Annotated in this window: 25 protein-coding genes; 7 read left to right on the top strand and 18 right to left on the bottom strand. The window is 69.4% G+C overall.

Translation table 11 applies throughout. The features are described from left to right. Positions 1 to 25: 25 nt before the first annotated feature. The 4 genes from ACN27E_RS24380 to ACN27E_RS24365 all read right to left on the bottom strand — a co-directional run bounded on the left by ACN27E_RS24380 (position 26) and on the right by ACN27E_RS24365 (position 3519). Positions 26 to 928, bottom strand: a complete 903-nt coding sequence (locus ACN27E_RS24380; protein ID WP_422745446.1) for an alpha/beta hydrolase — start codon at positions 926 to 928, stop codon at positions 26 to 28. Positions 929 to 1019: 91 nt separating this feature from the next. After that, positions 1020 to 1784: a lysostaphin resistance A-like protein gene (locus tag ACN27E_RS24375; RefSeq protein ID WP_422745445.1), complete on the bottom strand. Its 765-nt coding sequence runs from the start codon at positions 1782 to 1784 to the stop codon at positions 1020 to 1022. Then, on the bottom strand, positions 1781 to 2929 hold the full coding sequence (locus tag ACN27E_RS24370; protein WP_422745444.1) for an NAD(P)H-binding protein: 1149 nt from the start codon (positions 2927 to 2929) through the stop codon (positions 1781 to 1783). Before ACN27E_RS24370 ends, ACN27E_RS24375 begins: the two co-directional genes overlap by 4 nt. A 77-nt stretch (positions 2930 to 3006) precedes the next feature. Next, positions 3007 to 3519 carry a gamma carbonic anhydrase family protein gene (locus ACN27E_RS24365; RefSeq protein ID WP_422745442.1) on the bottom strand — a complete coding sequence of 171 codons (513 nt, stop codon included), beginning with the start codon at positions 3517 to 3519 and terminating at the stop codon, positions 3007 to 3009. A gap of 210 nt (positions 3520 to 3729) precedes the next feature. Between ACN27E_RS24365 and ACN27E_RS24360 the strand changes: the two genes are divergently transcribed. Further along, a complete protein-coding gene (locus ACN27E_RS24360) occupies positions 3730 to 4467 on the top strand; it encodes a fasciclin domain-containing protein (RefSeq protein ID WP_422745440.1) in 738 nt (245 codons plus the stop codon). A 95-nt stretch (positions 4468 to 4562) separates the two neighbouring features. On the opposite strand, the gene ACN27E_RS24355 is transcribed toward ACN27E_RS24360, so the two are convergent. Genes ACN27E_RS24355 through ACN27E_RS24345 form a run of 3 tightly spaced genes read right to left on the bottom strand, consistent with a single transcriptional unit; the run spans position 4563 to position 7664 of the window. Further along, positions 4563 to 5705, bottom strand: a complete 1143-nt coding sequence (locus tag ACN27E_RS24355) for an acyl-CoA dehydrogenase family protein (RefSeq protein WP_422745438.1) — start codon at positions 5703 to 5705, stop codon at positions 4563 to 4565. A 22-nt stretch (positions 5706 to 5727) separates the two neighbouring features. Next, a complete protein-coding gene (locus ACN27E_RS24350) occupies positions 5728 to 6522 on the bottom strand; it encodes a crotonase/enoyl-CoA hydratase family protein (RefSeq protein WP_422745436.1) in 795 nt (264 codons plus the stop codon). Further along, positions 6519 to 7664: a thiolase family protein gene (locus ACN27E_RS24345; RefSeq protein ID WP_422745434.1), complete on the bottom strand. Its 1146-nt coding sequence runs from the start codon at positions 7662 to 7664 to the stop codon at positions 6519 to 6521. The genes ACN27E_RS24350 and ACN27E_RS24345 overlap by 4 nt, the downstream gene beginning before the upstream one ends. Positions 7665 to 7835: 171 nt before the next feature. Between ACN27E_RS24345 and ACN27E_RS24340 the strand changes: the two genes are divergently transcribed. Then, on the top strand, positions 7836 to 8621 hold the full coding sequence (locus tag ACN27E_RS24340) for a FadR/GntR family transcriptional regulator (RefSeq protein ID WP_422745432.1): 786 nt from the start codon (positions 7836 to 7838) through the stop codon (positions 8619 to 8621). Here ACN27E_RS24340 and ACN27E_RS24335 read toward each other — a convergent pair. The 8 genes from ACN27E_RS24335 to ACN27E_RS24300 form a co-directional block, all read right to left on the bottom strand. Beyond that, positions 8611 to 10365 (bottom strand): DUF3556 domain-containing protein, encoded by a 1755-nt coding sequence (locus tag ACN27E_RS24335; RefSeq protein WP_422745430.1) that lies wholly within the window; start codon positions 10363 to 10365, stop codon positions 8611 to 8613. The two genes, ACN27E_RS24340 and ACN27E_RS24335, sit on opposite strands and share 11 nt — an antisense overlap. Positions 10366 to 10413: 48 nt before the next feature. Next, positions 10414 to 10929, bottom strand: coding sequence for a DoxX family protein (locus ACN27E_RS24330; protein WP_422745429.1), 516 nt, complete (start codon positions 10927 to 10929; stop codon positions 10414 to 10416). A gap of 22 nt (positions 10930 to 10951) precedes the next feature. Further along, on the bottom strand, positions 10952 to 12172 hold the full coding sequence (locus tag ACN27E_RS24325) for a WS/DGAT domain-containing protein (RefSeq protein ID WP_422745427.1): 1221 nt from the start codon (positions 12170 to 12172) through the stop codon (positions 10952 to 10954). Positions 12173 to 12225: 53 nt separating this feature from the next. Beyond that, positions 12226 to 13140 (bottom strand): alpha/beta fold hydrolase, encoded by a 915-nt coding sequence (locus tag ACN27E_RS24320; protein ID WP_422745426.1) that lies wholly within the window; start codon positions 13138 to 13140, stop codon positions 12226 to 12228. Continuing rightward, on the bottom strand, positions 13137 to 13685 hold the full coding sequence (locus tag ACN27E_RS24315) for a hypothetical protein (RefSeq protein WP_422745424.1): 549 nt from the start codon (positions 13683 to 13685) through the stop codon (positions 13137 to 13139). The genes ACN27E_RS24320 and ACN27E_RS24315 overlap by 4 nt, the downstream gene beginning before the upstream one ends. Further along, positions 13682 to 14284, bottom strand: coding sequence for an Mce protein (locus tag ACN27E_RS24310; protein ID WP_422745422.1), 603 nt, complete (start codon positions 14282 to 14284; stop codon positions 13682 to 13684). The genes ACN27E_RS24315 and ACN27E_RS24310 overlap by 4 nt, the downstream gene beginning before the upstream one ends. A gap of 90 nt (positions 14285 to 14374) precedes the next feature. After that, on the bottom strand, positions 14375 to 14848 hold the full coding sequence (locus ACN27E_RS24305) for a VOC family protein (protein ID WP_422750084.1): 474 nt from the start codon (positions 14846 to 14848) through the stop codon (positions 14375 to 14377). A gap of 60 nt (positions 14849 to 14908) precedes the next feature. After that, a complete protein-coding gene (locus ACN27E_RS24300) occupies positions 14909 to 15523 on the bottom strand; it encodes a TetR/AcrR family transcriptional regulator (RefSeq protein ID WP_422745421.1) in 615 nt (204 codons plus the stop codon). A 92-nt stretch (positions 15524 to 15615) separates the two neighbouring features. On the opposite strand from ACN27E_RS24300, the gene ACN27E_RS24295 reads away from it, so the two are divergent. The 3 genes from ACN27E_RS24295 (at position 15616) to ACN27E_RS24285 (ending at position 19950) form a co-directional block, all read left to right on the top strand. Next, a complete protein-coding gene (locus ACN27E_RS24295) occupies positions 15616 to 16491 on the top strand; it encodes an alpha/beta fold hydrolase (RefSeq protein ID WP_422745419.1) in 876 nt (291 codons plus the stop codon). Continuing rightward, positions 16488 to 19442: an aminotransferase gene (locus tag ACN27E_RS24290; RefSeq protein WP_422745418.1), complete on the top strand. Its 2955-nt coding sequence runs from the start codon at positions 16488 to 16490 to the stop codon at positions 19440 to 19442. Before ACN27E_RS24295 ends, ACN27E_RS24290 begins: the two co-directional genes overlap by 4 nt. Positions 19443 to 19518: 76 nt before the next feature. Continuing rightward, positions 19519 to 19950 (top strand): hypothetical protein, encoded by a 432-nt coding sequence (locus ACN27E_RS24285; RefSeq protein WP_422745416.1) that lies wholly within the window; start codon positions 19519 to 19521, stop codon positions 19948 to 19950. Here ACN27E_RS24285 and ACN27E_RS24280 read toward each other — a convergent pair. Together ACN27E_RS24280 and ACN27E_RS24275 are read right to left on the bottom strand one after the other, a co-directional pair. Further along, positions 19933 to 20259, bottom strand: a complete 327-nt coding sequence (locus ACN27E_RS24280; protein WP_422745414.1) for a hypothetical protein — start codon at positions 20257 to 20259, stop codon at positions 19933 to 19935. The genes ACN27E_RS24285 and ACN27E_RS24280 overlap by 18 nt on opposite strands. Before the next feature lie 2 nt (positions 20260 to 20261). Beyond that, the gene (locus ACN27E_RS24275) at positions 20262 to 20918 is read right to left on the bottom strand and encodes a DJ-1/PfpI family protein (RefSeq protein WP_422745412.1); all 657 of its coding nucleotides are present in this window, start codon (positions 20916 to 20918) and stop codon (positions 20262 to 20264) included. Positions 20919 to 21033: 115 nt separating this feature from the next. Here ACN27E_RS24275 and ACN27E_RS24270 point away from each other — a divergent pair, with 115 nt between their 5' ends. Further along, positions 21034 to 21819 (top strand): adenylate/guanylate cyclase domain-containing protein, encoded by a 786-nt coding sequence (locus tag ACN27E_RS24270; RefSeq protein ID WP_422745411.1) that lies wholly within the window; start codon positions 21034 to 21036, stop codon positions 21817 to 21819. Here the strand turns inward: ACN27E_RS24270 and ACN27E_RS24265 are convergent. Beyond that, positions 21816 to 21989 carry a hypothetical protein gene (locus tag ACN27E_RS24265; protein WP_422745409.1) on the bottom strand — a complete coding sequence of 58 codons (174 nt, stop codon included), beginning with the start codon at positions 21987 to 21989 and terminating at the stop codon, positions 21816 to 21818. The genes ACN27E_RS24270 and ACN27E_RS24265 overlap by 4 nt on opposite strands. A 41-nt stretch (positions 21990 to 22030) precedes the next feature. Between ACN27E_RS24265 and ACN27E_RS24260 the strand changes: the two genes are divergently transcribed. Continuing rightward, the gene (locus tag ACN27E_RS24260) at positions 22031 to 22708 is read left to right on the top strand and encodes a guanylate cyclase (RefSeq protein WP_422750083.1); all 678 of its coding nucleotides are present in this window, start codon (positions 22031 to 22033) and stop codon (positions 22706 to 22708) included. The last annotated feature ends 1 nt before the right edge of the window (position 22709 follow it).

The raw sequence follows: 22709 nt of genomic DNA, 5'->3' as shown, positions 1-22709 counted from the left end.
GGTCACGGCGTGGCCGCGTTTCTCGTCACGTGCCCGTCGGCGGATCGAGATGCGTGGTGAACCAGTCCAGTGCCGCTCGGCTGGTCTGCTCGAAATGCTCGCTGTAGGTGTCGAAATGCCCGCCGGGATGGATGACGAGTCGTTTGGGCTCGGGCGCGGCGTGAAAGATCTCCTGCTGCAGATGCGCAGGCGTGACCGTGTCGTCGGCGCCGACGATCATCAGCAACGGAGTCGGCGAGACATGGGGCACCCACCCGGCGGGCTCGAAGGTGAGCATGTGCTCCACCGAACGGAGAGTGACCTCGTTGACCCAGGTGGGGGCCAGCGCAGTGACGGCGCTGATGTACCGCGGGCTCACCGTCGGCGGCAGCGCGCACGGTTCACCGGGCTCGGTGGCGAACACCGCGATGCGCGCCGGCTCAGCCCCGTCGAGCCGGGCGCGCCGATCCGCGCCGAAAAGTGCTGCGAGGCGGTCCCTCTGGTCGGAGTCGAAGAGTTCCGGCCCGGTGCGGTGTCCGCTGACGTTCGGGATCTGGGCCACTACGCATCCCACGCGGTCGTCGTCGGCCGCCAGGACCATCGCGAGGCCGCCCGCGAAACTCGATCCCCAGACGCCGACCGGCACCCCCGGTTGCACGTCGGGCCCAGCGGCCGCGAAGGTGATCGCGTCGCGCCAGTCCGCGAGCTGGCGCAAGGGATCCACCTCCAGGCGGGGCAAGCCCTCGGAGGTGCCGAATCCACGGTGGTCGTAAACCAGAACGGCGAAGCCGCCGGCCGCGAAACAGGCGGCGTAGTGGTCGATCTGCTCTTTCACTCCAGAGAACCCGTGCGCCATCACAATCAGCGGACCGGGCCCGTCGGCCGGCGCGTGGAAATAGCCGCTGAGGACGGTCCCGTCCTCGACCTCGAACTCCACCTCGCGCCTCATCGTTCCGACCATAGACCGCCATAGTCCTATCATGCAACCATGACGGGGCGAGCGACAGCGTCCGACGACCGACTGTTCTAGGCCCGTCGGGTCAGACGCCGAAGATCGGGGGAAGCGCGAGCACCATGACCAGCCCCCAGAAGAAGTGGGTGAGCATGGGAGCGAGCACTCCGCCGGTCGCTCGGCGCTCCATCGCGCAGATCGTGCCGAGGATGACCGCGGCGAAGGCGAGCATCGGGTTCTGGGTGCTGACACCGGTGACGACGACGTAGATGGCGGTCGACACGACGAAGGCGAACCACCCGTTGTTGCGTTTGCCCAGTGAGGTGAACAGGGAGCCGCGGAAGAACAGTTCCTCGGCCAGGCCGTTGATCACCGTGATCGCCACGATCACCAGAAGTGAGCCCTGGTTGGCGTATTCGAGCACCCGGACGATGTAGTCGCGCACCGGCTCGATCTCACGGGCGACGAGTCCACCGACGACGAACGCGGCGCCCAGCACCACCCCGACGGCGGTACCGGTGATCACCGGCCGCTGGTTGCGCCCGCGGAAACAGATGCGCCCCAAGTGGACCGGACCCGAGACGAACGCGCCCAGGGTCCACCAGGCCGCCAGGGCGATGGTGAACCAGTAGAACGACGGATCACCGGGCGGCAGCCGCAGTGAGTAGCCCAGCAGCACGAACCCGACGACGACGAAGACGGCGACCAGGATGCGGCGACGGCGGATCGTGCCCGGACCCTCGTTGTGGGGTTCGGCGACCCCGGTGAGGATCCGGCGGGCCTCGGCCAGGAAGCCGCTGCGCTCGGTGCAGGGTTGCTCAGAAACGTCGGAAACGTCAGAAACGTCCGTCATGCCGGATGACCTTTCGGTATCAGGTTGACCAGGGTGTCCAGGCCGGTGCGCAGGGCGCCGGCGACGGGTCCGGGCACCGCACCGAGCAGCGCCAGCGCCGGTCGGGCGATCGGCGGGGTGACGGTACGGATGAGCCGCTTGATGCGCAGGGTATCGCCTCCGGCCCAGTCGGGGTCGGTCGCCGCCAGGTGGTGCACATCGGCGAGCCGGTCTACGGGCCGGGCCCGCGGCGACGCCAGGGACCGCTTGATCGCCTCGTCGATCGGCATCAGACCGCCTGGCGGATCGGGCACGATGTCGCGGATGCCGAGCTTCGACGCGGTCATCGGGTGGTCCAGGGATTCCACCAGGTCGCCGGCCAGCCCGCCCGGAACCGGCAGAATCAGGCCGGTGACGTGGGAGACCAGGCTGGTGTCGATGCCGCGCACCGGCAGCGGGGCCCGCCACCGGCCGGACAGGCACGCGTAGCGCAGCAACAGGTCGCCGTAGGTGGTGGTCTCGGGGCCCCGGATGTCGTATGAGCCGGCCGGGACGGCATCGGTGTCGGCGGCGGCGACGAGGTAGTGCAGGGCGTCGCGGATCGAGATCGGGTCGAGCGGGTTGGCCGCCCACTTGGGCATCGGGATCAGCCAGAACCGGTCGCCGACGTAGCGCAGCATCTCGAAGGACGTCGAACCGGCACCGATGACGATGGCCGCCCCGAGCCAGACCACGTCGGGGCCGCCGTCGACGGTCAGCGCCTCGGCCACCTCGGCGCGGCTGGCCAGGTGTTCGGACAGGGTGTCGTCGGTCGGGACGAAACCGCCGAGATAGACGATGCGTTTGACGCCGGCGTCCCGGGCGGCTTCGGCCACGTTCGCCGCGGCCCGATTGTCCGATTCGCGGAAGTCGGGTTGACCGATCGCATGCACCAGGTAGTAGATGACGTCGACGCGACCGGCGTCGGCCAGTGCCTGCTTGACCGATTCCGGCTCCGAGGCGTCCAATGCGACGCTCGTCACATCGCCGTACCAGCCGAACTTCTCGAGCCGTTGGACCGACCGGCTCGCCGCCACCACGTCGGCGCCCTCGTCGAGCAAGGCGGCGACCAGTCGGGATCCGACATATCCGGTGGCGCCGGTGACGAGCGCCCGCACGTTGTTCACCCTCGGTTGGTACCCGGGCGCGGCGGCGGGGAACCGTCGCGGTGTCGTTGAACGCGCCACACCGGGCGCCTACGCGCTCAGCGGTGGACGTCGACCAGGTGCTGGTAGAGCTGCGCGTTGGTGCGGTTGCCGTCGACCTCGGCGTCGGCCAGTTCGCGGCGGACCTTGCCGGGGACGCCGGCGACCAGCGATCGCTCCGGGATCTGCGCGCCCTGGGGGACGACGGCACCGGCGGCGACGAGCGACCCCCGCCCGATCCGGGCGCCGTTGAGGACGACGGCGCCCATGCCGATCAAGCAGTCGTCCTCGATGGTGCAGCCGTGCAGCACCGCGTTGTGCCCGACGCTGACGTTGGCGCCGATGGTCGCCGGGAATCCCGGGTCGACGTGGACGGTGACGCCGTCCTGGATGTTGCTGCCCGGGCCGATCTCGATGGGCTCGACCTCGGCGCGCAGGGTGGCGCCGTACCAGACACTGGCCTGCTCCCGCAGTGCCACCCGGCCGATGACTGCGGCGTTGGGGGCGACCCAGGCCGTCTCGTGCAGGTCGGGGGCGTGCTCACCGAGGGTGATGATCAGCGGCTCTGGCATGGCCGTCATCGTAGGCGGCGGCTCCGCGGGTCGGTGTGAGACAACCGGCGTGACAATGTCACCGCAGGTCAGCGCATCGACGGTGGGTATCGGCCGCGACCTCGACTTGGTCGGCGGCGTGCGGTGGCCTTAGCATCCGAAACGGCGCCGCACAGGTAGCCGGCCCGACGCCGCCCATCGCAGGCGTCCTGACGAGCTGAGGAGCCGACAGTGAATACCCGCTTCAAGACATTGGGAGCCGCAGTGGGCGTCGCCGCGTTCGCGGTGTCGCTGCCGCTGTCCGTCAATGCCTACGCGCAGCCGACGACCGAGCCGTCGTCCGTGGAGACCCCGCTGCCCAATCTCGAGGGGGACTGCGATCCCTTCCGGGCCGCCAACCCCACCTGGAAGACCTTCATCAATCAGCCCGTCAGCCAGGTGCTGGCCTCGATCCCGGAGATCAGCACGTTCAGCTCCGCGATCTCCGGCGGCCTCAACCCCGCGGTGAATGTCGCCGCGGTGCTCGACAACGGCCCCTACGTGGTGTTCGCCCCCACCAACGAGGCCTTCGCGAAGCTGCCCCCCGAACAGCTCGACGCGCTGAAGAACAACCCGGCCGCGCTGACCGATCTGGACTACTACCACGTGTTCCTCGGCCTGCTCGGGCCCGGTGACGTGAAGGGTCAGCGGCCCACCCAGCAGGGCGCCGAGATCAACGTCGTCGGCACCAACGGCGACATCAAGATCAACGACACCGCGAAGGTGATCTGCGGCGGCATCCCGGCCGAGAACGCGCGCATCTACCTGATCGACACGGTGCTCGACCCGGCCGATGCGCCGACGCCGACCACCCCGACGGCCACCTCGTCGACCACCACGACGTCGACCACGCCGACCACGGCGCCGGAGACGCCGCTGCCCGCCGAGGAGACCCCGGCCTCGGCACCGACACCGGCACCGGCTGGCTGATCTCTCGCGAGCAGACGCAAAAGCCCCCCAAATCCGTTGACTTGGGGGGCTTTTGCGGGGGGTACCTCCCGCTTGCGGGGGCCTGCTCGGCGCGATTACAGGCCCAGATCGCGGCCGATGATCTCCTTCATGATTTCGGTGGTGCCACCGAAGATCGTCTGGATGCGACCGTCGACGTAGTCGCGCGCCACGCGATACTCCAGCATGTAGCCGTAGCCGCCGTGCAGCTGCACGCACTGGTCGACGACCTTCTTGGCCACCTCGGTGGCCCACCACTTCGCCTTGGCCGCTTCCACGGCGGTCAGCTCCCCGTCGACCACGCCCTGCAGGCAGCGGTCGATGTAGCACTCGGTGACCTCGAGCTCGGTGTCCATCTCCGCGAGCAGGAACCGGTTGTGCTGGAAGCTGCCGATCGGCTGGCCGAACGCCTTGCGATCTTTCGCGTACTGCAGGGTCTGACGCCAGGTCTCCCGAGCACCGGCGATCGCCGAGATCGCGATCGACAGCCGCTCCGAGGGCAGATTGGTCATCAGGTGGTAGAAGCCGCGGCCCTCTTTGCCCAGCAGGTTCGCACTCGGCACCCGGACGTTCTCGAAGTGCAGCTCGGAGGTGTCCTGCGCGTGCAGCCCCATCTTGTCGAGCTTGCGGCCTCGGGTGAAGCCCGGCATGTCCCGCTCGACCACCAGCAGGGAGAAGCCTTTGTGGCCGGCATCGGGATCGGTTCGGGCGACGACCACCACGAGGTCGCTGTTGATGCCTGACGAGATGAACGTCTTGGAGCCGTTGATGATCCAGTCGTCCCCGTCGCGCACCGCCGAGGTGCGGATGCCCGCCAGGTCGCTGCCCGCGCCGGGCTCGGTCATGGCGATCGCGATGATCAGCTCACCGCTGGTGATGCCCGGCAACCAGCGCTGCTTCTGCTCGTCGTTGGCCAGATCCTTGAAGTACGGGCCGACGACGTCGTTGTGCAGGCTCAGCGCCGGGGCGGGGACACCGCTCTTGGCGATCTCCTCGTCGATGATGGCGTTGAACCGGAAATCGTCGGCACCGCCGCCGCCGAACTCCTCGGGCATGTTGAACCCGATGAGTCCGTGCTTACCCGCAGCCACGTACGCCGACCGGTCGACGAGGCGCTCGGCCTCCCACTTCTCGGCGTTGGGGACGAGCTCACTGTCGATGTAGCCCTTCACGGTGTCGCGGAAGGCCTCGTGCTCGGCGTCGTAGATCGTGCGCTTCATGGTGTTTCCCTTTTCATTCGGCTTATTGCGCCTTCCAGACCGGCTCACGCTTCTGCGCGAAGGCCAATGGCCCTTCCTTGGCGTCCTCGGAGGTGAAGACGATCGCGACCTCGCGCCGCGTGCGCTTCCATCCGGGTTCGTCATCGGTCACGACGCGGTCGTCGGCGCCGACGGCGACGCGCTTGCTGGCCTGCACGGCCAGCGGGGCATTGACCGTGATGCGCTCGGCGAGCGCGAGCGCGGCGTCCAATTCCGTGCCGTCCGGCACGACTTCGTTGATCAGACCCCACCTCAGGGCCTCCGCCGAGGTGATCGGCTCGCCGGTGAACATCATCTGCAGTGCGACCTTGCGCGGGATCTGGTCGACCAGGCGGAACACCCCGCCGGCTGCGGCGATCAGGCCCCGCTTCACCTCGGGCAGACCGAATTTCGCGCTCTCCCCCGCGACGACCAGGTCACTGGCCAGCGCGAGTTCGGTGCCTCCACCGAGCGCGGTACCGTTGACCGCGGCGATGGTCGGCTTGTCGATGAAATGGCGGACGTATCCGGCGAAACCCCACTTCGGCTGATCGGGGTGACCGATGTCCTCACCGCGCGAGAGGGCTTTGAGATCCGCTCCCGCACAGAAGGATCTGTCACCGGCCCCGGTGATCACGACCACCCGTACCTCGGGGTCCTGTTGCGCCGCTTCCAGGGCGTCGCCCAGCGCGATCGACACCGCCGAGTTGATGGCGTTGCGGGCCTCCGACCGGTTGATGGTGATGACCATGACGTTGCCCCGGCGTTCGACCAGGGCGCCGGGACTGTCCTGCGTCACAGCAGTTCCAGGATGGTGGCGTTGGCCTGACCGCCGCCTTCGCACATCGTCTGCAGGCCGTACTGGATTCCGTTGTCGCGCATGTGATGCAGCAGCGTGGTCATGATGCGGGCACCGGAGCCGCCGAGCGGGTGGCCGAGGGCGATCGCGCCGCCGTTGGGGTTGAGTTTCTTCTCGTCGGCGCCGATGTCCTTGAGCCAGGCCATCGGAACCGGCGCGAAGGCCTCGTTGACCTCGAACGCGCCGATCTGGTCGATGCTCAGCCCGGACCGCTTGAGCGCCTTCTGGGTGGCCGGGATGGGGGCGGTCAGCATGATCACCGGATCGGCACCGGCCAGCACCGCGGTGTGCACCTTGGCCAGCGGTTTGAGGCCGAGTTCCCTGGCCTTCTCGGCCGACATGAACAGCAGCGCCGCCGAGCCGTCGGAGATCTGGGAGGAGTTGCCGGCGTGGATGACGCCGTCCTCGCGGAACGCGGGCTTGAGCTGACCCATTTTCTCCAGGGTGGTGCCCCGACGGATGCCCTCGTCCTTCAGGACGGTGTTGCCGTCCTGATCTTTGATCGCCACGATCTGGTCGTCGAAGGCGCCGGAATCCTGCGCCGCCGCGGCCTTCTCGTGCGAGTTCAGGGAGAACTGATCGAGATCGGTGCGGCTGAAGCCCCACTGCTCGGCGATCATCTCCGCACCCACGCCCTGATTCGGGGTCTGCTGGTAGCGGTCCTTGAACCCACCCGGATACGGATTGCCCCCGTTGGCCAGCGAGGCGCCCATGGGGGTGCGTGACATCGACTCGACGCCACCGGCGACGACGACGTCGTAGTGGCCGGCCACCACGCCGGCGGCGGCGAAGTGCACCGACTGCTGGCTCGAGCCGCATTGGCGGTCGACCGTCACCCCGGGCACCGTCTCAGGCCAGCCGGCGGTGAGCAGCGCGGTGCGGCCGATGTCGAGGGCCTGCTCGCCGGCCTGCATCACGCAGCCCCAGATGACGTCGTCGACCAGGGCGGGGTCGACCCCGGCGCGCTGGACCAGACCGTTGAGGACCTGGGCGGACAGTTCGGCGGGGTGCACCCCCGACAGGCCTCCGTTGCGCTTGCCGACGGGCGAGCGCACGGCCTCCACGATGACGGCTTCAGCCATGACACTTCTCCTTCGAAGTCTCGGAACAGGCGGGTTCGACACGACGGTAGAGGACAAGGTTTACTAGGTCAACCTACTGGTTGGTAGAGCAGCGCGGCGGCTGCGGATCCGATCAGGTGGTTTACTGAGTTCTACAGCTGGCCGTCGGCCGGCGCGCACAGGGGAGGTCAGGTGGCTGGTACGACACCGCTGGCCCCGATGATCGGGGTGAGCGCCTCGACCGCCGCCGTGCGTTCACCCAAGACCGCCGAACTGGTGGCGGGCACGCTGCGCCGGATGGTCGTCGACGGTGCGCTCAAAGAGGGCGACTTTTTGCCCAACGAGGCCGAACTGATGGCGCACTTCGGTGTCAGCCGTCCGACGCTGCGCGAAGCCGTGCGGGTGCTGGAATCCGAGCGGCTGGTCGAGGTCCGCCGCGGATCGCGCACGGGCGCCCGGGTGCGCGTTCCCGGTCCGGAGATCGTCGCCCGCCCCGCCGGTCTGCTGCTCGAGCTGTCCGGCGCCACCATCGCCGATGTGATGACGGCACGTTCGGGCATCGAACCCATGGCCGTACGGCTGCTCACCGAGTCCGGCGACACCGCCGCCTTCGACGAGTTGGAGCGCGCACTGGCCGAGGACGTTGCCCAGGGCTGGGAGTCCGGCCGGCTGGCCGAGACCACCGGCGACTTCCACCGCCGCATGGTGGAACTGTCGGGTAACGCCACGCTGACCATCATCGCGGGCATGCTGCACGAGATCACGGTGCGCCACACCGCCTTCGCCATGAGCGAGAGCAGCCCGCTGTCCAAGGCCGGCTACGAGAAGCTGATGCGCTCCTACCGTCGCCTGCTGCAGCTGATGCGCTCGGGTGACGGCGCGGCGGCCGAGGCGCACTGGCGCAAACACCTCGACACCGCCCGCGGGTTGTTGCTGCAGGGGCTGGAGACGGTCAAGGTCCGCGACGTCATGGGCTGAGCGGTGTCGCACCGTCGCGCTGCCAGGTCACCTGTACCGGGATGTCGTCGGTCCAGGGCTGTCCGGTGACCATGTCGGACACCTTCACGTAACCGCGTTCGAACTCCCCGGTGGCGGCATCGACCAGGCGGTACTCCTGGCGTTGCCGGTGGATGGGTTGGGCGTCGAGCAGGATCACCCGCACCTCCCCCGGCTCGAAGTGACAGCGCCGCTGCATGGCTGCGATCAACTGTTCGTTGTGCATGTGGCCGTCGCCGAAGTTCCAGCCGACCGCGGTGCTGCAGAGCCGTTCACCCTCGGTGATCAGATAGTCGTCCTGGTTGCGCCCCGCCAGCGCGTGGTGCACCAGGGTCAGCAGAGCCTTGCCGTGGGAGTTGAAGCCGCGGAACGCGTATCCCTTGTAGAGGTAGATCATCGCCTGTTCGGGGCTGCCGTAGAACTTCTCCAGCTGCGAGGCGGGCATGCTGGCGATGGCCACCAGACCGCGCTCGATCTTCTCGTTGGCCGAGGGTTTGATGCACCACCACGAGGTGTCCCAGTTGCCCGCGTAGTAGCGCATCCCCGGCAGGAACGAGACCTTGCGCGGCACCAGGTTTCCGATCGCCACGGTGACGGCCAGCACGGCGAACAACAGCACCGGCAGCGGGGTGTCCAGCTGCGACAGGCCGAGTTCGGCATGCCCGACGAACAGCGTCACCACGCAGAACATCATGAACACGTTCCACTCCAGCGGCACCCCCATCGGGATCGCCGACAGGATGCCGAAGTGAAAGACCAGCATGACGAACGCGGCGATCGCCGTCGGCCAGCCGCCGTGGCTGAACAGCAGCACCAACGGCACCAGCATCTCGATCGCGGTGCTGAAATGTGCGATGACCCGCGAGACGCGACCGGGCCGCAGATCGTCGGGGAACTTCTCGAAGAACTTGCGCTTGAGCCACTTCGTCCGGATCAGTGGGTTGTTCGACATCATCGTCGAGATCACGAACGGGAAGTGCTTGTTGAGTTTCGAGGTCGCCGCCCCCATCCAGATCGCGACGCAGACCAGCTTGGCCGCCAGCAGCATGTCCACGCCGTAGCCGACGAACAGGAAGGCGACGGTGAACGACCCGTACACCTCACCGCGGGCGGCCAGGAAGATCACCTTGTCGCGCAGACCCAGCACCGCCAGGAGTCCGAGGATCGTCCAGATCTGCCAGAGGGGCAGGACGCCGATCACCGTTCCCAGCGCAGGGACCGGTCCGGTACCGGCGGAGAACAATCCGATCAGCAGCACCACGAGGAGCCCCGCGTACAGCGCGACGTCCAGCGGAGTGCGGGTGTCGCCCTTGGTCATCGGCACCCGACCGGGCCACGGGGGTAGCCGGACGGTGCCCGGGCGCAGCCAGTACAGAACCGATCCCATCGGGGGGAAGAACCGGTTGTTCAGTGGGCCGAATCCGCAGCCGAGGCCCACGACCTCGAACAGCATGGTGAAGAGCACGACCTTCTGGAACACGATCGGTTCGGTCCACCACTGCGCGACGTTGGTGAACCCGTCGACGCCGGGCGTGGCCAGCGCGAACAACCAGCCGCCGAGGATGTAGAGCAGGATCTTGGCGACGTAGAACAGGTGCATCACCACGGGGGTGCCGAATCCGACTTCGGCCCAGTGCTGGGCCATCGGCCGGATCTTCTCCGAACGCGTGCCCTTGCTCCACTCGGCGAAGTCGACGACGGGCATGTCGGGCTTGAGAAATCCCATGGACCAAAGACTAGAACGTGTTCTAGTCCGACGGAATGGGATCCCCCACTACGTTTTCGCCGGCGGGCGGTAGAAGATCGCCAGCTGGCCGATGCCGCCGGCGAGTCCGAGGACCAGTGCGATCACCAGGCCCCACCAGCCCTGCACCAGCTCCCACAGTCCGGTGCCACCGAACAGCAGGTGATCCAGGCTGAGCCGCCCGGGGCCGATCGCCGGAACCGCCACCGCGGCGGCGGCGAGCACGAGGTTGTACTCCCAGCCCTCCTTGACGATGAAGAAGCCGTTGGCCCGGTGCACGGTCCAGGCGGCGACCAGCATCAGCGCCACGAAGCCCGCGGCGGGCACCGGGGTGAACAGTCCCACGGCCAATCCGATGCCGGCGGCCATCTCGGTGCTCGCGGCCACCCTGGCGTGGAACATGCCGGGCTTCATGCCGATGCTGTCGAACCAGCCGGCGGTTCCGGGGATGCGCCCACCGCCGAAGAACTTGTTGTAGCCGTGTGCGGCCATGGTCAGACCGAGCACCACGCGCAGGATCAGAACGCCGACATCGTAGGCAGTCATGCAACAGAATCTAGAACATCTGTCACGTCACCGGGTGACCCCGGTCCAGTGCCGCGGCCAGTCGCTCGGTGTAGGCGTCGACGTCTCCGACGGCCGATTGCGCGCCGTGCACGCTGATCGTGACGGTGTCGCCGATCCCGTGGACGCCGTGGGTCAGGCCCATCATCGGGGACAACGGCATCGAGTCGGTGGTGAGCACCACGGGGGCGCCGCCGAACCTCAGATCGGCGGGGCCGCGATGCACCGAGGACACCACGGTGTTGCCGATCACCCGGTCCGAGCGCACCTCCGGGTCGAACTGCGCCACGCCCCAGCGCAGCAGCGGGGCAGGCGTCGCCGCGAACGCGGCCCGGTCGGCGAGCAGCGCGGGGTGCGCGGCGCGGCGTCTGCGGTCGGCCAGGATGCCGGCGATGCGCTGGGCTCGCTCGCGCGGCGGCAGCGCGGGGAACAGCCCGACACTCACGTTGCCGAAGTGATTGCGGGACAACCGCTGGCCGCTCTTGGCCATCGGCACCTCGGCGCCGAGGTGGACGGGGTCGTCGCCGAGCTCCCGCAGCTGCCCGGCGAGCGCCTGCGCGATCGCGGTCAGGACGCCGGCGGTGACTGTCGGGCCGCTCAGCTGCGACCGGTCCCGCACCAGGGTGCGCAGGCTGCGTTTCCCGTCGGGACGGGTGTTGCTGCGCAGGGTGGGAAACGATTTACCCTGTGCGGCAACACCTCCGGTGGCCACGTCGCGAACGAGCCGTCGGTGCGCACGGGCCGCGCGCACCGCGCGCGACGGCAGCGCGAAAGCCTCCCACCGGGGCGTCGCCGGTACCACGGGCACCGGGGCGGTGCGCCCGAACAGCACTGCGGCCAACGCCGCCGCACGCACCCCGTCGGCCAGGGTGTGCGCCATCTGCACGACGACCACCGTCCCCGCACCCGCCACGCCGGGGATACCGATGATCGCCGGGAACACGTGCAGCCGCCACGTCACCGCCCGCGCATCGAGTTGGTCGTCGGCGAGCGCCTCCACCGCGCTCAGACAGTCACCCCAGTCGGCGCCGCCCAGGTCGTGCACCACCACGAGGCGTTCGTCGACACCGGCTCGGACCCACACCGGGTAGCCCACACCGCGGTCGCGCACGCGCAGTCGCAGCTCCGTACAGCCCCGGGCGCGGCCCAGCACCTCGCCGACGGCGCCGGCCAGGTCGGCGGGCACCCCGGCGAATCCATAGGTCAGGAACTGGTCGCTGGGCACCTTCGCCGACAGCCAGTACGTCTGCGCGTCGACCGCCGCGAGCCGGCCGTGGTTCAGCGGGGTGCGCCGATGAAGTCGACGATGTGCCTGCCGACGATGGCGGGCTGCTCGAGCTGCAGGAAATGCCCCGCACCGGAGACGGTGGCCACCGCGCTGCCGGCGGGCAGGATCGGCCCGACCCAGCGGGCGTAATCCGAGCCGGCGCAACCGTCGTCGAGGCCGTGCAGGTACAGGGTGGGACGGATCGGCGGGGACAGCCAGTGCTCGTGCAGCCGGGCATACCGCTCGGGCGGACGGGTGTTGCGCACCATGGCCCGGTAGTAGCCGAGAGCGGCGCGCCAGCGGGGTGGCGCGCCGATCGCCGCGTCGACATGGCGCACGTCCTCGGCGGCCGGATAACCCGGCGACCACTGCCGCCACAGCCGAGGCACCACCCACTTCGCCGACCGGTCCGGCAGCGCGGGAAGCTGGAAATACATGATGTACCAGCTGCGCAGCAGTTGCCGAGGTAACCGGGCGGCCAACTGCAGACCGTCGGGGACGCGGCCCAGCGGCCGGAATGCAGCAGCCGGCGGCACGGACATGATGACGACCTTGTCGAACGGGCTGTCCGGCATCGCGGCCAGCCCGGCGCCGGCGATGGCACCCCAGTCGTGCCCGATCAGCACGTCACGTCCGGTCGGTCCGGCGGCCCGCAGGACCTGCAGGGCGTCGTCCATCAGCGCCCCGACGTGGTAACTGCCGTCGGTGGGCACTCCCGACGGCACATAACCGCGCATGAACGGCGCCACGACCCGCCAGCCGGCCTGCACCAGAGCGGGCGCGAGTTTGCGCCAGCCGTAGGCGGTGTCGGGGAAGCCATGCAGGCACAGGGCCACCGGCGCGTCCGAGCCGTTCTCCGGTTCCCACACCAGCGCGCGCAACTGCACCGCCGGTGTGGTGACGTCGAGCCACCGCGGTTCGGTCATACCGGCTCGAATCCCGACATCAGCCACCGGTCGTCGACCTTGTCCAGCGTCACCCGCACACTCGACGGGGTGACGGTCGGAGCCTCGGCGCCCACGGCGACCGTCTGGTTGACGAACAGCAGGACCACGGCGTGGTCGGGTTCGGCGGACACCGACGCCGCCGCTGCCACCTCGGCGGCCGCGGCGATCCGCTTCGCCTTGGCCTCCGGCGCGATGACCGTGTCGACCGTCGTCCCGTACTGCTCTTTCCATGCGCCGCTGAGCCGTTCCCGGGCCTGCGACAGTTGCTCGTCGATGGTGTCGGGCTGGTAGGTCAGCATCGACACCGTGATGTCCCGGGCCGCCTGTACGGATTCGGTACGGGCCGCTTCCTCGCGTCCGGCCGCCACGTTCTGCCACAGCAGGTAACCGGCGGCCACCACGAGGATGAGCACCAGCGCCGGCAGCGCACCGCGGGCGAGCAGCCGACGGGGAGGCTGTGACGGTGCGGACGCGTCCGACTCCTGCGCGGTCACATCCTCGGCCGGCTTCGACGGCTCCGTCACTGCACGAACTCCACGTTGGACACCTTCGCCCCGTCATCGACCCGGGCGAGGGTCAACCGCATCCGCCACGCCTTGGGGGCCTGATCGGGAGCGCCTGCGTTCGAGGACTGCACCGTCACCGCCACCAGCACGCGGGCACCGTCGTCGGAGACCGATTCGATACCCGATTCGCCGAGGGTGCCCACGGATTTGGACCGGGCCTCCTTGACGACCTCCATGAACGGCTGGGACCGCCGCTGGAAGTCGTCGTAGAAGGTGCCGGTCGCGACGTCGAGGACCCGCTGTACGTCCGCCTCGGCGTGTTGCCAGTCGATGGTGGTCAGATTCTGGGCGGCCTCCCGGCCCACCTCGAGGTAGACCTGGCGCTGCTTGTCGGCCTGATGGTTCTCGTACGCCCGGTAGCCCTGCCAGCCCGTCAGCGCGGCCAGCGCCCCGATCAGCAGCACGGCGCCGGTGATCAGCCGGCGGCGCCGCGAACCGGCCGGGTCGCGATCGTCGTCGATGTCGTCGTGATCGTCGGCGTCGCCGGGATCGCGACTGACCTCACTTCCGTGGAAGGCGGCGGCATCGTCGGGGGCCATGGCGCTCCTCTCCGGCATGCGGGACCAACTCCTCACGGGATGTCGCCCAAACGTTACGTGGCGGGGCCGCACCGCCGCTCAGCGCCCATGCCGCCGGGAGCGGCGCCGTCACAGGCCGGCGACGGCCGCCTCCAGGTCGGCGATGACGATTCTGCGCATCGCGAGCATGGCCTTGGTCGCGGCGGCCGCCCGGGCGGGCACCGGATCGGCGAGCAGCTCCCCGAGCCGGTGCGGGACGATCTGCCAACTCAGGCCGAACCGGTCCTTGAGCCAGCCGCAGTGCGATTCCTCGCCGCCGGCGACCAGCCGGTCCCAGTAGTGGTCGACTTCGGCCTGGTCCCGGCAGTGCACGGTGAACGACACGGCCTCGGAGAACGGGAACTGCGGTCCGCCGTTGATACCGATGAATCGGGTCCCGTCCAGGACGAACGAACCGGAGACGACGTGGCCCGGTGCGCCCGGACCGGCCTCGGTGTAGCGCTGGAACCCTTCGACGGCGGAATTCGGGAAGACGGACGTGTAGAAGGCGGCCGCCTCCTCCAGATCGTCGTCGAACCAGAGCGACGGCGTGATCGATGGCATCTCGGGTCTCCTGTCCACGGTGCGGATGACACCGGGGCAGACCCGCGGGAGCGACGGATCTCATCGACCGTCCGTACTCGGGCGGCGGCCACCGACGGCCCGCAGCGCGAAGTCGAGGACCTGCGCCAGCGCCCGCTCGACGAGCATGGGGCGGGTCGGCGGGCTCGTCGCCATCACCCGCGAGACCAGTGCACTGATCGCGACGGCGTCGATGTCGGGTTCGGTGAGCGCGAAGCTTCCGTCGTCCCGGCCGCGGACCAGGATCTCCACCAGCGACCTCTCGCGCTCGGCGTGGGTGGCTTCGCGCACCTCGCGGTATCCCTTGGCCGCCCGCACCTCGTCGGAGTCGATCACCCGCATGTGCTGACGCAGTCGCGGATCGTGGGCCAGCGTGAGCATCTCGGCGATCCAGGCCTCGAGTTGGCGCTGCGGCTCCTCACCCTTGTCGAGGATCTGGTCGAGACGGCCGGTGAGGGCATCGCACTCCTGGCGCAGCATCTGCAGGAACAATTCGTCCTTGGACGCGAAGTGCCGGTAGAACGCCCGTGTCGAGACCTCCGCGCGGGCGAGGATCGCCGCGATGGGCACCGGGCCGACGTGCGGCTCGGACAGACAGTCGTACGCGGAGTCGATGATGCGTCCGCGCTCGTCGTCGGTCGGCGAAGGCGGATGCACGAGCGCAGATTGTAGGGACGCGGGCCATCGGCCGGAGGCGGAATTGTCGCCTCGGTAACGTGACAGCTCGGGGCCGACCGAGAGGAGCGTCTGTGACTGCGCCGAACTCCCCCCACAGCCAGCCGCATGTCGTGCAATTCCGGGGCGCCGAGGGGCTCACGCTGGTCGCCGACGAGTGGAACCGCGACCCAGGGCGGGCGGCGACCGACCGTCCGACCGTGCTGATGCTGCACGGCGGCGGACAGAACCGGCACTCGTGGAAGAGGACCGGCCAGATCCTCGCCGACGCCGGACTGCACGTCGTCGCGCTCGACAGCCGCGGCCACGGCGACAGCGACCGCTCCCCGCAGGCCAACTACTCCGTGGACATGCTCGGTGCGGACACGCTCGAGGTGCTCGACCAGATCGGTCGGCCGGTTGCGCTGATCGGGGCCAGCATGGGTGGGCTGACCGGCATCCTCGTCGCCGGGGCGGCCGGCCCCGGACGGGTCACCCAGCTGGTGCTCGTCGACGTGGTACCGCGCTACGAGAAGGACGGCAGCGCCCGGATCCGGGACTTCATGTTCAACCACGTGCACGGATTCGATTCGCTCGAGCAGGCTGCCGACGCGGTCGCCGAGTATCTGCCGCACCGACCCAGACCCCGCAGCCCCGAGGGACTGAAGAAGAATCTGCGTCAGCGGGATGGACGGTGGTACTGGCACTGGGACCCGGCGTTCCTGACCGCCCCCGGCGACGATCCGTTCGTCCGGGTGGAGAAGCTCGAGCAGATCGCGATCGACCTCACGATCCCGATCCTGCTGATCCGTGGGAAGCTCTCCGACGTGGTCAGCGAAGAGGGCGTCAGGGACTTCCTGCAGAAGGTGCCCAGAGCCGAGTTCGTCGAGCTGTCGGATGCCGGACACACCGCCGCCGGCGACGACAACGACGCGTTCACCGAAGTCGTCGTCGACTTCGTCAGCCGGTGACCGCCGAGCGCCGGGGCACCGGCTTCAACTTCTTCGAGTCACTCGAACTGCCCGCCCCCCAGGTCGCCGAGAGCACCGCCGAGTCGGTCGCCGCCGCCGCGTACGGTCTGCGCGCGAGCGCCAGATCGCTGGGCAGCCAACAGGATCAGAACTTCCTGTTGACCGCCGACGACGAGATCGCCGGTGTGCTGAAGTTCGCCAACCCGGTGTTCAGCGCCACCGAGATCGCCGCTCAGGACGCCGCCGCGGAACTGGTCGCACAGGCCGAGCCGGAGCTGCGCATCGCGGTCCCCCTGCCGAACGCCGACGGCGAGGCCTGCACACGTGTCGAGGGTGCGTTCGGATCGGACGGGGCCGGCGCCTATGTCCGGCTGCTGCGCTATCTGCCCGGCGGCACGATGATCGACGTCGAACGCCTCTCCCCCGCCGCCGTCGCCGGCCTGGGCGGGGTCGCCGGGCGGGTCAGCCGCGCGCTGCGACATTTCGATCACGACGGACTCGACCGCGCACTGCAATGGGATCTGCGCTACGGCCACCAGGTGGTGACCGCACTCGCCGACCACGTCGATGACCCGGCGCGGCGGGCCCGGTTGCGCGACGCCGCCGCGGCGGCCTGGACACACATCCAACGGGTGGCCGACGACCTCCCGCAGCAGGCGGTGCATCTCGACGTGACGGACGCCAACGTGGTGATCAGCCGCGGTCCTGACGGGAGTGTCCACCCCGACGGCGTCATCGACTTCGGCGACCTCACCCGCACCTGGGCGGTGTCGGAATTGGCGATCGCCGCCGCATCGGTACTCGGCCACCCCGGCACCGAACCCGAGTCGATACTGCCGGCGGTCGCGGCCTTCAACGCCGTACGCCCGCTATCGGACGCCGAGATCGAGGCACTGTGGCCACTGCTGGTGCTGCGAACGGCGGTGCTCATCGTCAGCGGCGCCCAGCAGGCCGCACTCGAACCCGACAATTCCTATCTGACCGAGCAGTCGGCCGGTGAGTGGCGGATGTTCGAGCAGGCGATCTCGGTGCCCGCCGAGGTGATGGCCGCCGCCGTCCGCGCCGAACTCGGCATACCCCTGCCGGCCGCCTCGGTGTCGTTCACCGCGCCGCTGATCGAGGCGAGCGGTTCGGTTGCGGTGCTGGATCTGTCGGTGACCTCCGAGGTCTACGACGGTGCGTTCGACGCCGCGGGACGACTGCCCGGTGATCTCGAGGACCGGCTGGCCCGGCGCGCGGTGGCCGACGGAGCCGACGTGGTGCTCACCCGCGTCGGCGATCCCCGTCTGCACCTGGCGTCCCGGCCGAGTCACCGCACCGCTGCGGTGGTACCCACCGGCGTCGAGCTGTGGCCGGCACGGCCGGTCGTGCTGGCCGCGCCGTGGGACGGCGAAGTCGTCGACGTCGGATCCGAGACTGTGACGCTGCGCGGGCATGAGCACGAGGTGACGCTGACCGGGATCCGTCCCCTGGCCGAGCCGGGTGACGTGCCCGCCGGCACACCCATGGCCGAAGCACAGGGCGGGCAGTGGGCGCACGTCGCCGTCCGAGAGGTCGGCGCCACCCCGGCCCCGCGGCTGGTGCGCCCGGAACTGGCGGCGGGCTGGTTGGCCACCGTCTGCGATCCGGCACCGCTGTTCGGTCTGCCTTCCTCCGAAACCGCCGCTACGCCAAGCGCTCTCATGGCCCGGCGGGATCGCAGCTTCGCCCGGGTGCAGGAGCACTACTACCGCAGGCCGCCGCAGATCGAGCGCGGCCGCCGACACTTCCTGATGTCGACGGCGGGTCGCTGCTATCTGGACATGGTCAACAATGTCACTGTCCTCGGCCATGCCCACCCACGCGTCGCCGACGCCGCGAACCGGCAGCTGCGCCGGCTGAACACGAACTCGCGGTTCAACTACGCCGCGGTGGTCGAATACAGCGAGCGCCTTGCCGCCACTCTGCCGGAACCGCTCGACACCGTGTTCCTGGTCAACTCCGGTTCGGAGGCCAGCGATCTGGCGATCCGCCTGGCACTGGCGGCGTCGGGCCGGCGGGACGTGATCGCCATGCGCGAGGCCTACCACGGCTGGACCTACGGCACCGACGCGGTGTCCACGTCCACCGCAGACAACCCCAACGCCCTGGCGACCCGACCCGACTGGGTGCATACGGTCGAGTCCCCCAACAGTTTTCGCGGCAAGTACCGCGGGAGCGAGGTTGCGTCCTACGCCGTCGAGGCGGTCGCTCAGATTCAGCAGTTGGTGGCCGACGGTAGACCGCCCGCGGGCTTCATCTGTGAATCGGTGTACGGCAACGCCGGCGGGATGGCGCTGCCCGACGGCTATCTCGAACAGGTCTATGCGGCCGTGCGCGCCGCTGGCGGCTACGCGATCGCCGACGAGGTGCAGGTCGGATACGGCCGTCTGGGTCACTGGTTCTGGGGTTTCCAGCAACAGGGTGTGGTCCCCGACATCGTCTCGATGGCCAAGTCCACCGGCAACGGGTATCCGCTCGGCGCGGTGGTCACGACCGGGGCGGTTGCCGACGCCTTCCGCTCGCAGGGTTACTTTTTCTCGTCGACCGGCGGCAGCCCGCTGTCATGCGCGATCGGCCTGACGGTACTCGACGTCCTCGAATCAGAAGATCTGCAGGGCAACGCTGTTCGCGTCGGGAGCCACCTCAAGGCGCGGCTCGAGGAGCTCGGCGAGCGGCATCCGATCGTGGGCACCGTCCACGGCGTCGGCCTGTACCTCGGTGTGGAGCTGGTGCGCGACCGGGACACCCTGGAGCCGGCCACCGCCGAGACGGCGGCCATCTGCGAGCGCATGCTCGACTACGGAGTGATCATCCAGCCGACCGGGGACCACTCGAACATCCTCAAGACCAAACCCCCGCTGTGCATCGACGTCGAGTCGGCCGACTTCTACGCCGACACGCTCGACCGCGTCCTCACCGAAGGCTGGTGAAGCTGGCCAGATCCCGGCGCACACTGGCGTTTTGCCGCGAGGCCGCCCAGGCCCGCGTGTCCTAGCCTCGACGGCGATGAACGCCGTCCTGCTCAGCGCCCACGTCCTCGCCGCCATCCTGGCCGTCGGCCCGATCGCGGTCGCCGCGAGCATGTTTCCCCGGTACGCCCGCGCGCTACCGGCCGGGGATGCCGCCGTCTCGGCGACTGCCGCGGTGCTGCACCGCATCTGCCGGGTGTATGCCGCCGTCGGGCTCGCGGTGCCCGTGCTGGGTTTCGCCACTGCGGCGTCGATGGGTGTGCTGACCGACGGGTGGGTATTGGTGTCCATTGCACTGACCGCGGCGGCGGCCGTCGTGCTGATCGCCTTCGTGCTGCCCGCACAGCAGTCGGTCCTGGCCGGCGCGACAGTCACCACGCTGGCCATGACCACCGGGGTCTTCAATCTGTTGTGGGTGGTCGTCACCGTGCTGATGATCGTGCGGCCGGGGTCAAGCACCGGGGTCTGAGTATCTCCGCACCCCCGAGACGGCCGAGCGGGGCAGCCGGCCGGCCCGGGAGTGTCCGGAGAGCTCGTCGCCGTGCACGACCACGTCGAATTCGAGGTTGAGCCGCATCGGCTTGGTGACCCGCTGACGCCAGCGCACCCGCTGTCCCGCGTCGTCCTCGGTCACCGTGATGTCGGTCAGCGCGACGGTCTCCGCGGAGCCCGTCGCGCTGCCCGCCAGACCGCCACCGCCGTCGGTGAAGCGGTAGTCGATCCGCAACGATCCGATGGGTGTCTTGATGCGGACATCCCAGTCACCGATGACGCTCACGCTCACACCGCTTTCGGCAGACGGCCGCTGTTCGACCACACGGTGCCGCGCCGCTCGTAGGCGAACATCTCCTCGACCGCGAGTGCGATGCGCGGCCCATAGCTGCGGTCGAGAAGATGCAACGCCAGATCGAGTCCGGACGTGACACCGCCGCTGGTGACCAGATCGCCGTCGTCGACGACCCGCGCCCGCACCGGGATCGCGCCGGTGGCCTCCAGGACGTCCACGCCCAGATGGTGGGTGTTGGCGTGGCGGCCGTCGATGAGCCCGGCCATGGCGAGGGCGAGGGCACCGCCGCACACGGTGGCCACGGTGACCTCCGGGTTGTCGAACGCCCGGCGCATCAGCTCCACAGCGGCGGTCTGGCCGAAGCGGGCCAAGAGCACCGGGATGGTTTCCACACCCTCGTCGGGATCGCCCTCGATCGGACCCACCGCGCCGGGCACGATGACGAATCCGGGCACGGACGGATCCAGCTCAGCGGTGGCGTGCAGCGTCAGACCGCGCGACCCGCTGACGACCGCGCGCGGTCCTTCGGCGGATACCAGCCGGACCTCGAGTTCCCCACCCAGTGCGTCGCTGCCGGCCACCAGGACCTCATAGGGCGCGATGACGTCGAGAGGGTCGAACCCGTCGAAGAGAACGATCTGTGCGTGCATCCCGCCATCGTCGGCGACCACCACGCCGGGCGGACAGGCCCGGCAGGGACAGCTTGCGCCGCGATCTTGCCAGGGGCGGGCGCCGCGCCCGCACCGCGCAGTCGATACTTGGGCCGTGACCGGAGCCGAGATCGCCGCCTATGTGCTGGCCGCCGTCGCACTGGCCGAGGCGGTGGGATTGGGCGTGCTGTGGGTGCTGCTGACCCGTAGCCGTCGGGAAGCCGACGAACTGCGCGGGCGCGTCGACACCCGCACCATGCTGCTGTCCGGTGGACGAGAAGCGGTCAAGAATCTCTGGGAGACGGCGAACCTGGTCCGCGAGAAAGGGTTCGGCGGCGCACTTCGCTCTTCGATCGAAGACCTGGCCGACTGGTTCGAGGTCGAGCGACCGGACTTGGCGCGGCTGGCGCCCGACGGCCGGCTGGCGATCATGTTCTCCGACATCGAGGATTCGACGACGCTGAACAACCGGATCGGCGACCGCGCGTGGGCCCGTTTGATCGGCCGGCACGCGCGGGTGGTGCAGCGCCTCGTCGAGGACAACGACGGACACGTCATCAAGAGTCAGGGCGACGGGTTCATGGTGGCCTTCGCCGCGCCGGAGCAGGCGGTGCGCTGTGGCCTGGCTCTGCAACGTTCCCTGCGCCGACGGCCCAACGGGATGCGCGTCCGGATCGGCATCCACGTGGGCAAGTCCGTGGTGCGCGGCGAAGACCTGTTCGGCCGCAATGTGGCGCTGGCCGCCCGGATCGCCGCGCAGGCCGAGGGCGGGGAGATTCTGATCAGCGAGTCGGTGCGCGACGCGGTGGCCGATCGTGACGGCATCGGCGTGGACGAGGGCCGCGAGGTGGAGCTCAAGGGGTTCAGGGGAACCCACCGCGTCTTCGCCGTGACCGGCTAGGTGGACTGGGTCCGCGCCCCGTCGGCCTCGGCGAGGCGCTGGTGCAGGCGCGTGCGGATGTCGTCTGGTGTGTAGGCGCGGCGGCGCCGTTGGTCACGCGCGACCAGCGCCCCACCGGCGACGACGCCGGCGACACCGGCCAGTCCGACCCACTTCCACACGCTGCGCATGATCAGAGTGTGCCTAAGCTGCGCAGGTGGACGCGAACACGGTGCCGCTGGCGCGGGCACTCGAGGAGACCCGCACCGGGGACGTGTGGCTGTTCCGCGGCGGGTCGGGGCCGGATCGGGCGATCCAGACGCTGACCAACGCCCCGGTCAACCACGTCGGGATGACCGTCGCGATCGACGACCTGCCGCCGCTGATCTGGCACGCGGAACTCGGCGACAAACTGCTGGATCTGTGGACCGGCGACCACCATCGCGGCGTGCAGCTCAACGATGCGCGCCAGGTCGTCCAGCGATGGACGACGAGCTACGGCCAGCGCTGCTGGCTGCGTCAGCTCACCCCCGCGGTGACCCGCGAACAGGAGGACCAGATGCTGCGGGTGATCGCCCGGATGGACGGGACCCCGTTCCCGACCACGGCGCGGCTCACCGGCCGCTGGCTGCGGGGCCGAATGCCGACTGTCAGCGATGTCACCCGCGGCATCCCCTACGTGCACCGCAGGGTGCGCGAATCGGCGCAGCGGCGTCGGGAGCGCACCCGGGCCGGTCTGCAGACCGCCTACTGCGCGGAGACCGTCGCCATCACCTACGAGGAGATGGGTCTGCTCAGTACCGAGAAACACGACAACTGGTTCGACCCGGGGAAATTCTGGAGCGGTGACGCCCTGCCGCTGACCGCCCCGCACCGACTCGGCGGCGAGATCGGCGTCGTCGCGGACTGAC

Source organism: Mycobacterium sp. WMMD1722, from assembly GCF_049315205.1.
In the GTDB taxonomy this organism is placed as follows: domain Bacteria; phylum Actinomycetota; class Actinomycetes; order Mycobacteriales; family Mycobacteriaceae; genus Mycobacterium.
Note: the sequence above shows the minus strand (reverse complement) of the source record. Positions and strands in the feature narration are given on the sequence as shown.

Bases quoted from the DNA above. Each gene is read 5' to 3' on its own strand.
- ACN27E_RS24335 (WP_422745430.1), bottom strand. From the start codon at position 10,365: ATGGGATTTCTCAAGCCCGACATGCCCGTCGTCGACTTCGCCGAGTGG.
- ACN27E_RS24380 (WP_422745446.1), bottom strand. From the start codon at position 928: ATGAGGCGCGAGGTGGAGTTCGAGGTCGAGGACGGGACCGTCCTCAGC.
- ACN27E_RS24330 (WP_422745429.1), bottom strand. From the start codon at position 10,929: ATGACTGCCTACGATGTCGGCGTTCTGATCCTGCGCGTGGTGCTCGGT.
- ACN27E_RS24285 (WP_422745416.1), top strand. From the start codon at position 19,519: ATGAACGCCGTCCTGCTCAGCGCCCACGTCCTCGCCGCCATCCTGGCC.
- ACN27E_RS24275 (WP_422745412.1), bottom strand. From the start codon at position 20,918: ATGCACGCACAGATCGTTCTCTTCGACGGGTTCGACCCTCTCGACGTC.
- ACN27E_RS24345 (WP_422745434.1), bottom strand. From the start codon at position 7,664: ATGGCTGAAGCCGTCATCGTGGAGGCCGTGCGCTCGCCCGTCGGCAAG.
- ACN27E_RS24305 (WP_422750084.1), bottom strand. From the start codon at position 14,848: ATGCCATCGATCACGCCGTCGCTCTGGTTCGACGACGATCTGGAGGAG.
- ACN27E_RS24365 (WP_422745442.1), bottom strand. From the start codon at position 3,519: ATGCCAGAGCCGCTGATCATCACCCTCGGTGAGCACGCCCCCGACCTG.
- ACN27E_RS24265 (WP_422745409.1), bottom strand. From the start codon at position 21,989: ATGCGCAGCGTGTGGAAGTGGGTCGGACTGGCCGGTGTCGCCGGCGTC.
- ACN27E_RS24320 (WP_422745426.1), bottom strand. From the start codon at position 13,140: ATGACCGAACCGCGGTGGCTCGACGTCACCACACCGGCGGTGCAGTTG.
- ACN27E_RS24355 (WP_422745438.1), bottom strand. From the start codon at position 5,705: ATGAAGCGCACGATCTACGACGCCGAGCACGAGGCCTTCCGCGACACC.
- ACN27E_RS24375 (WP_422745445.1), bottom strand. From the start codon at position 1,784: ATGACGGACGTTTCTGACGTTTCCGACGTTTCTGAGCAACCCTGCACC.
- ACN27E_RS24310 (WP_422745422.1), bottom strand. From the start codon at position 14,284: ATGCCGGAGAGGAGCGCCATGGCCCCCGACGATGCCGCCGCCTTCCAC.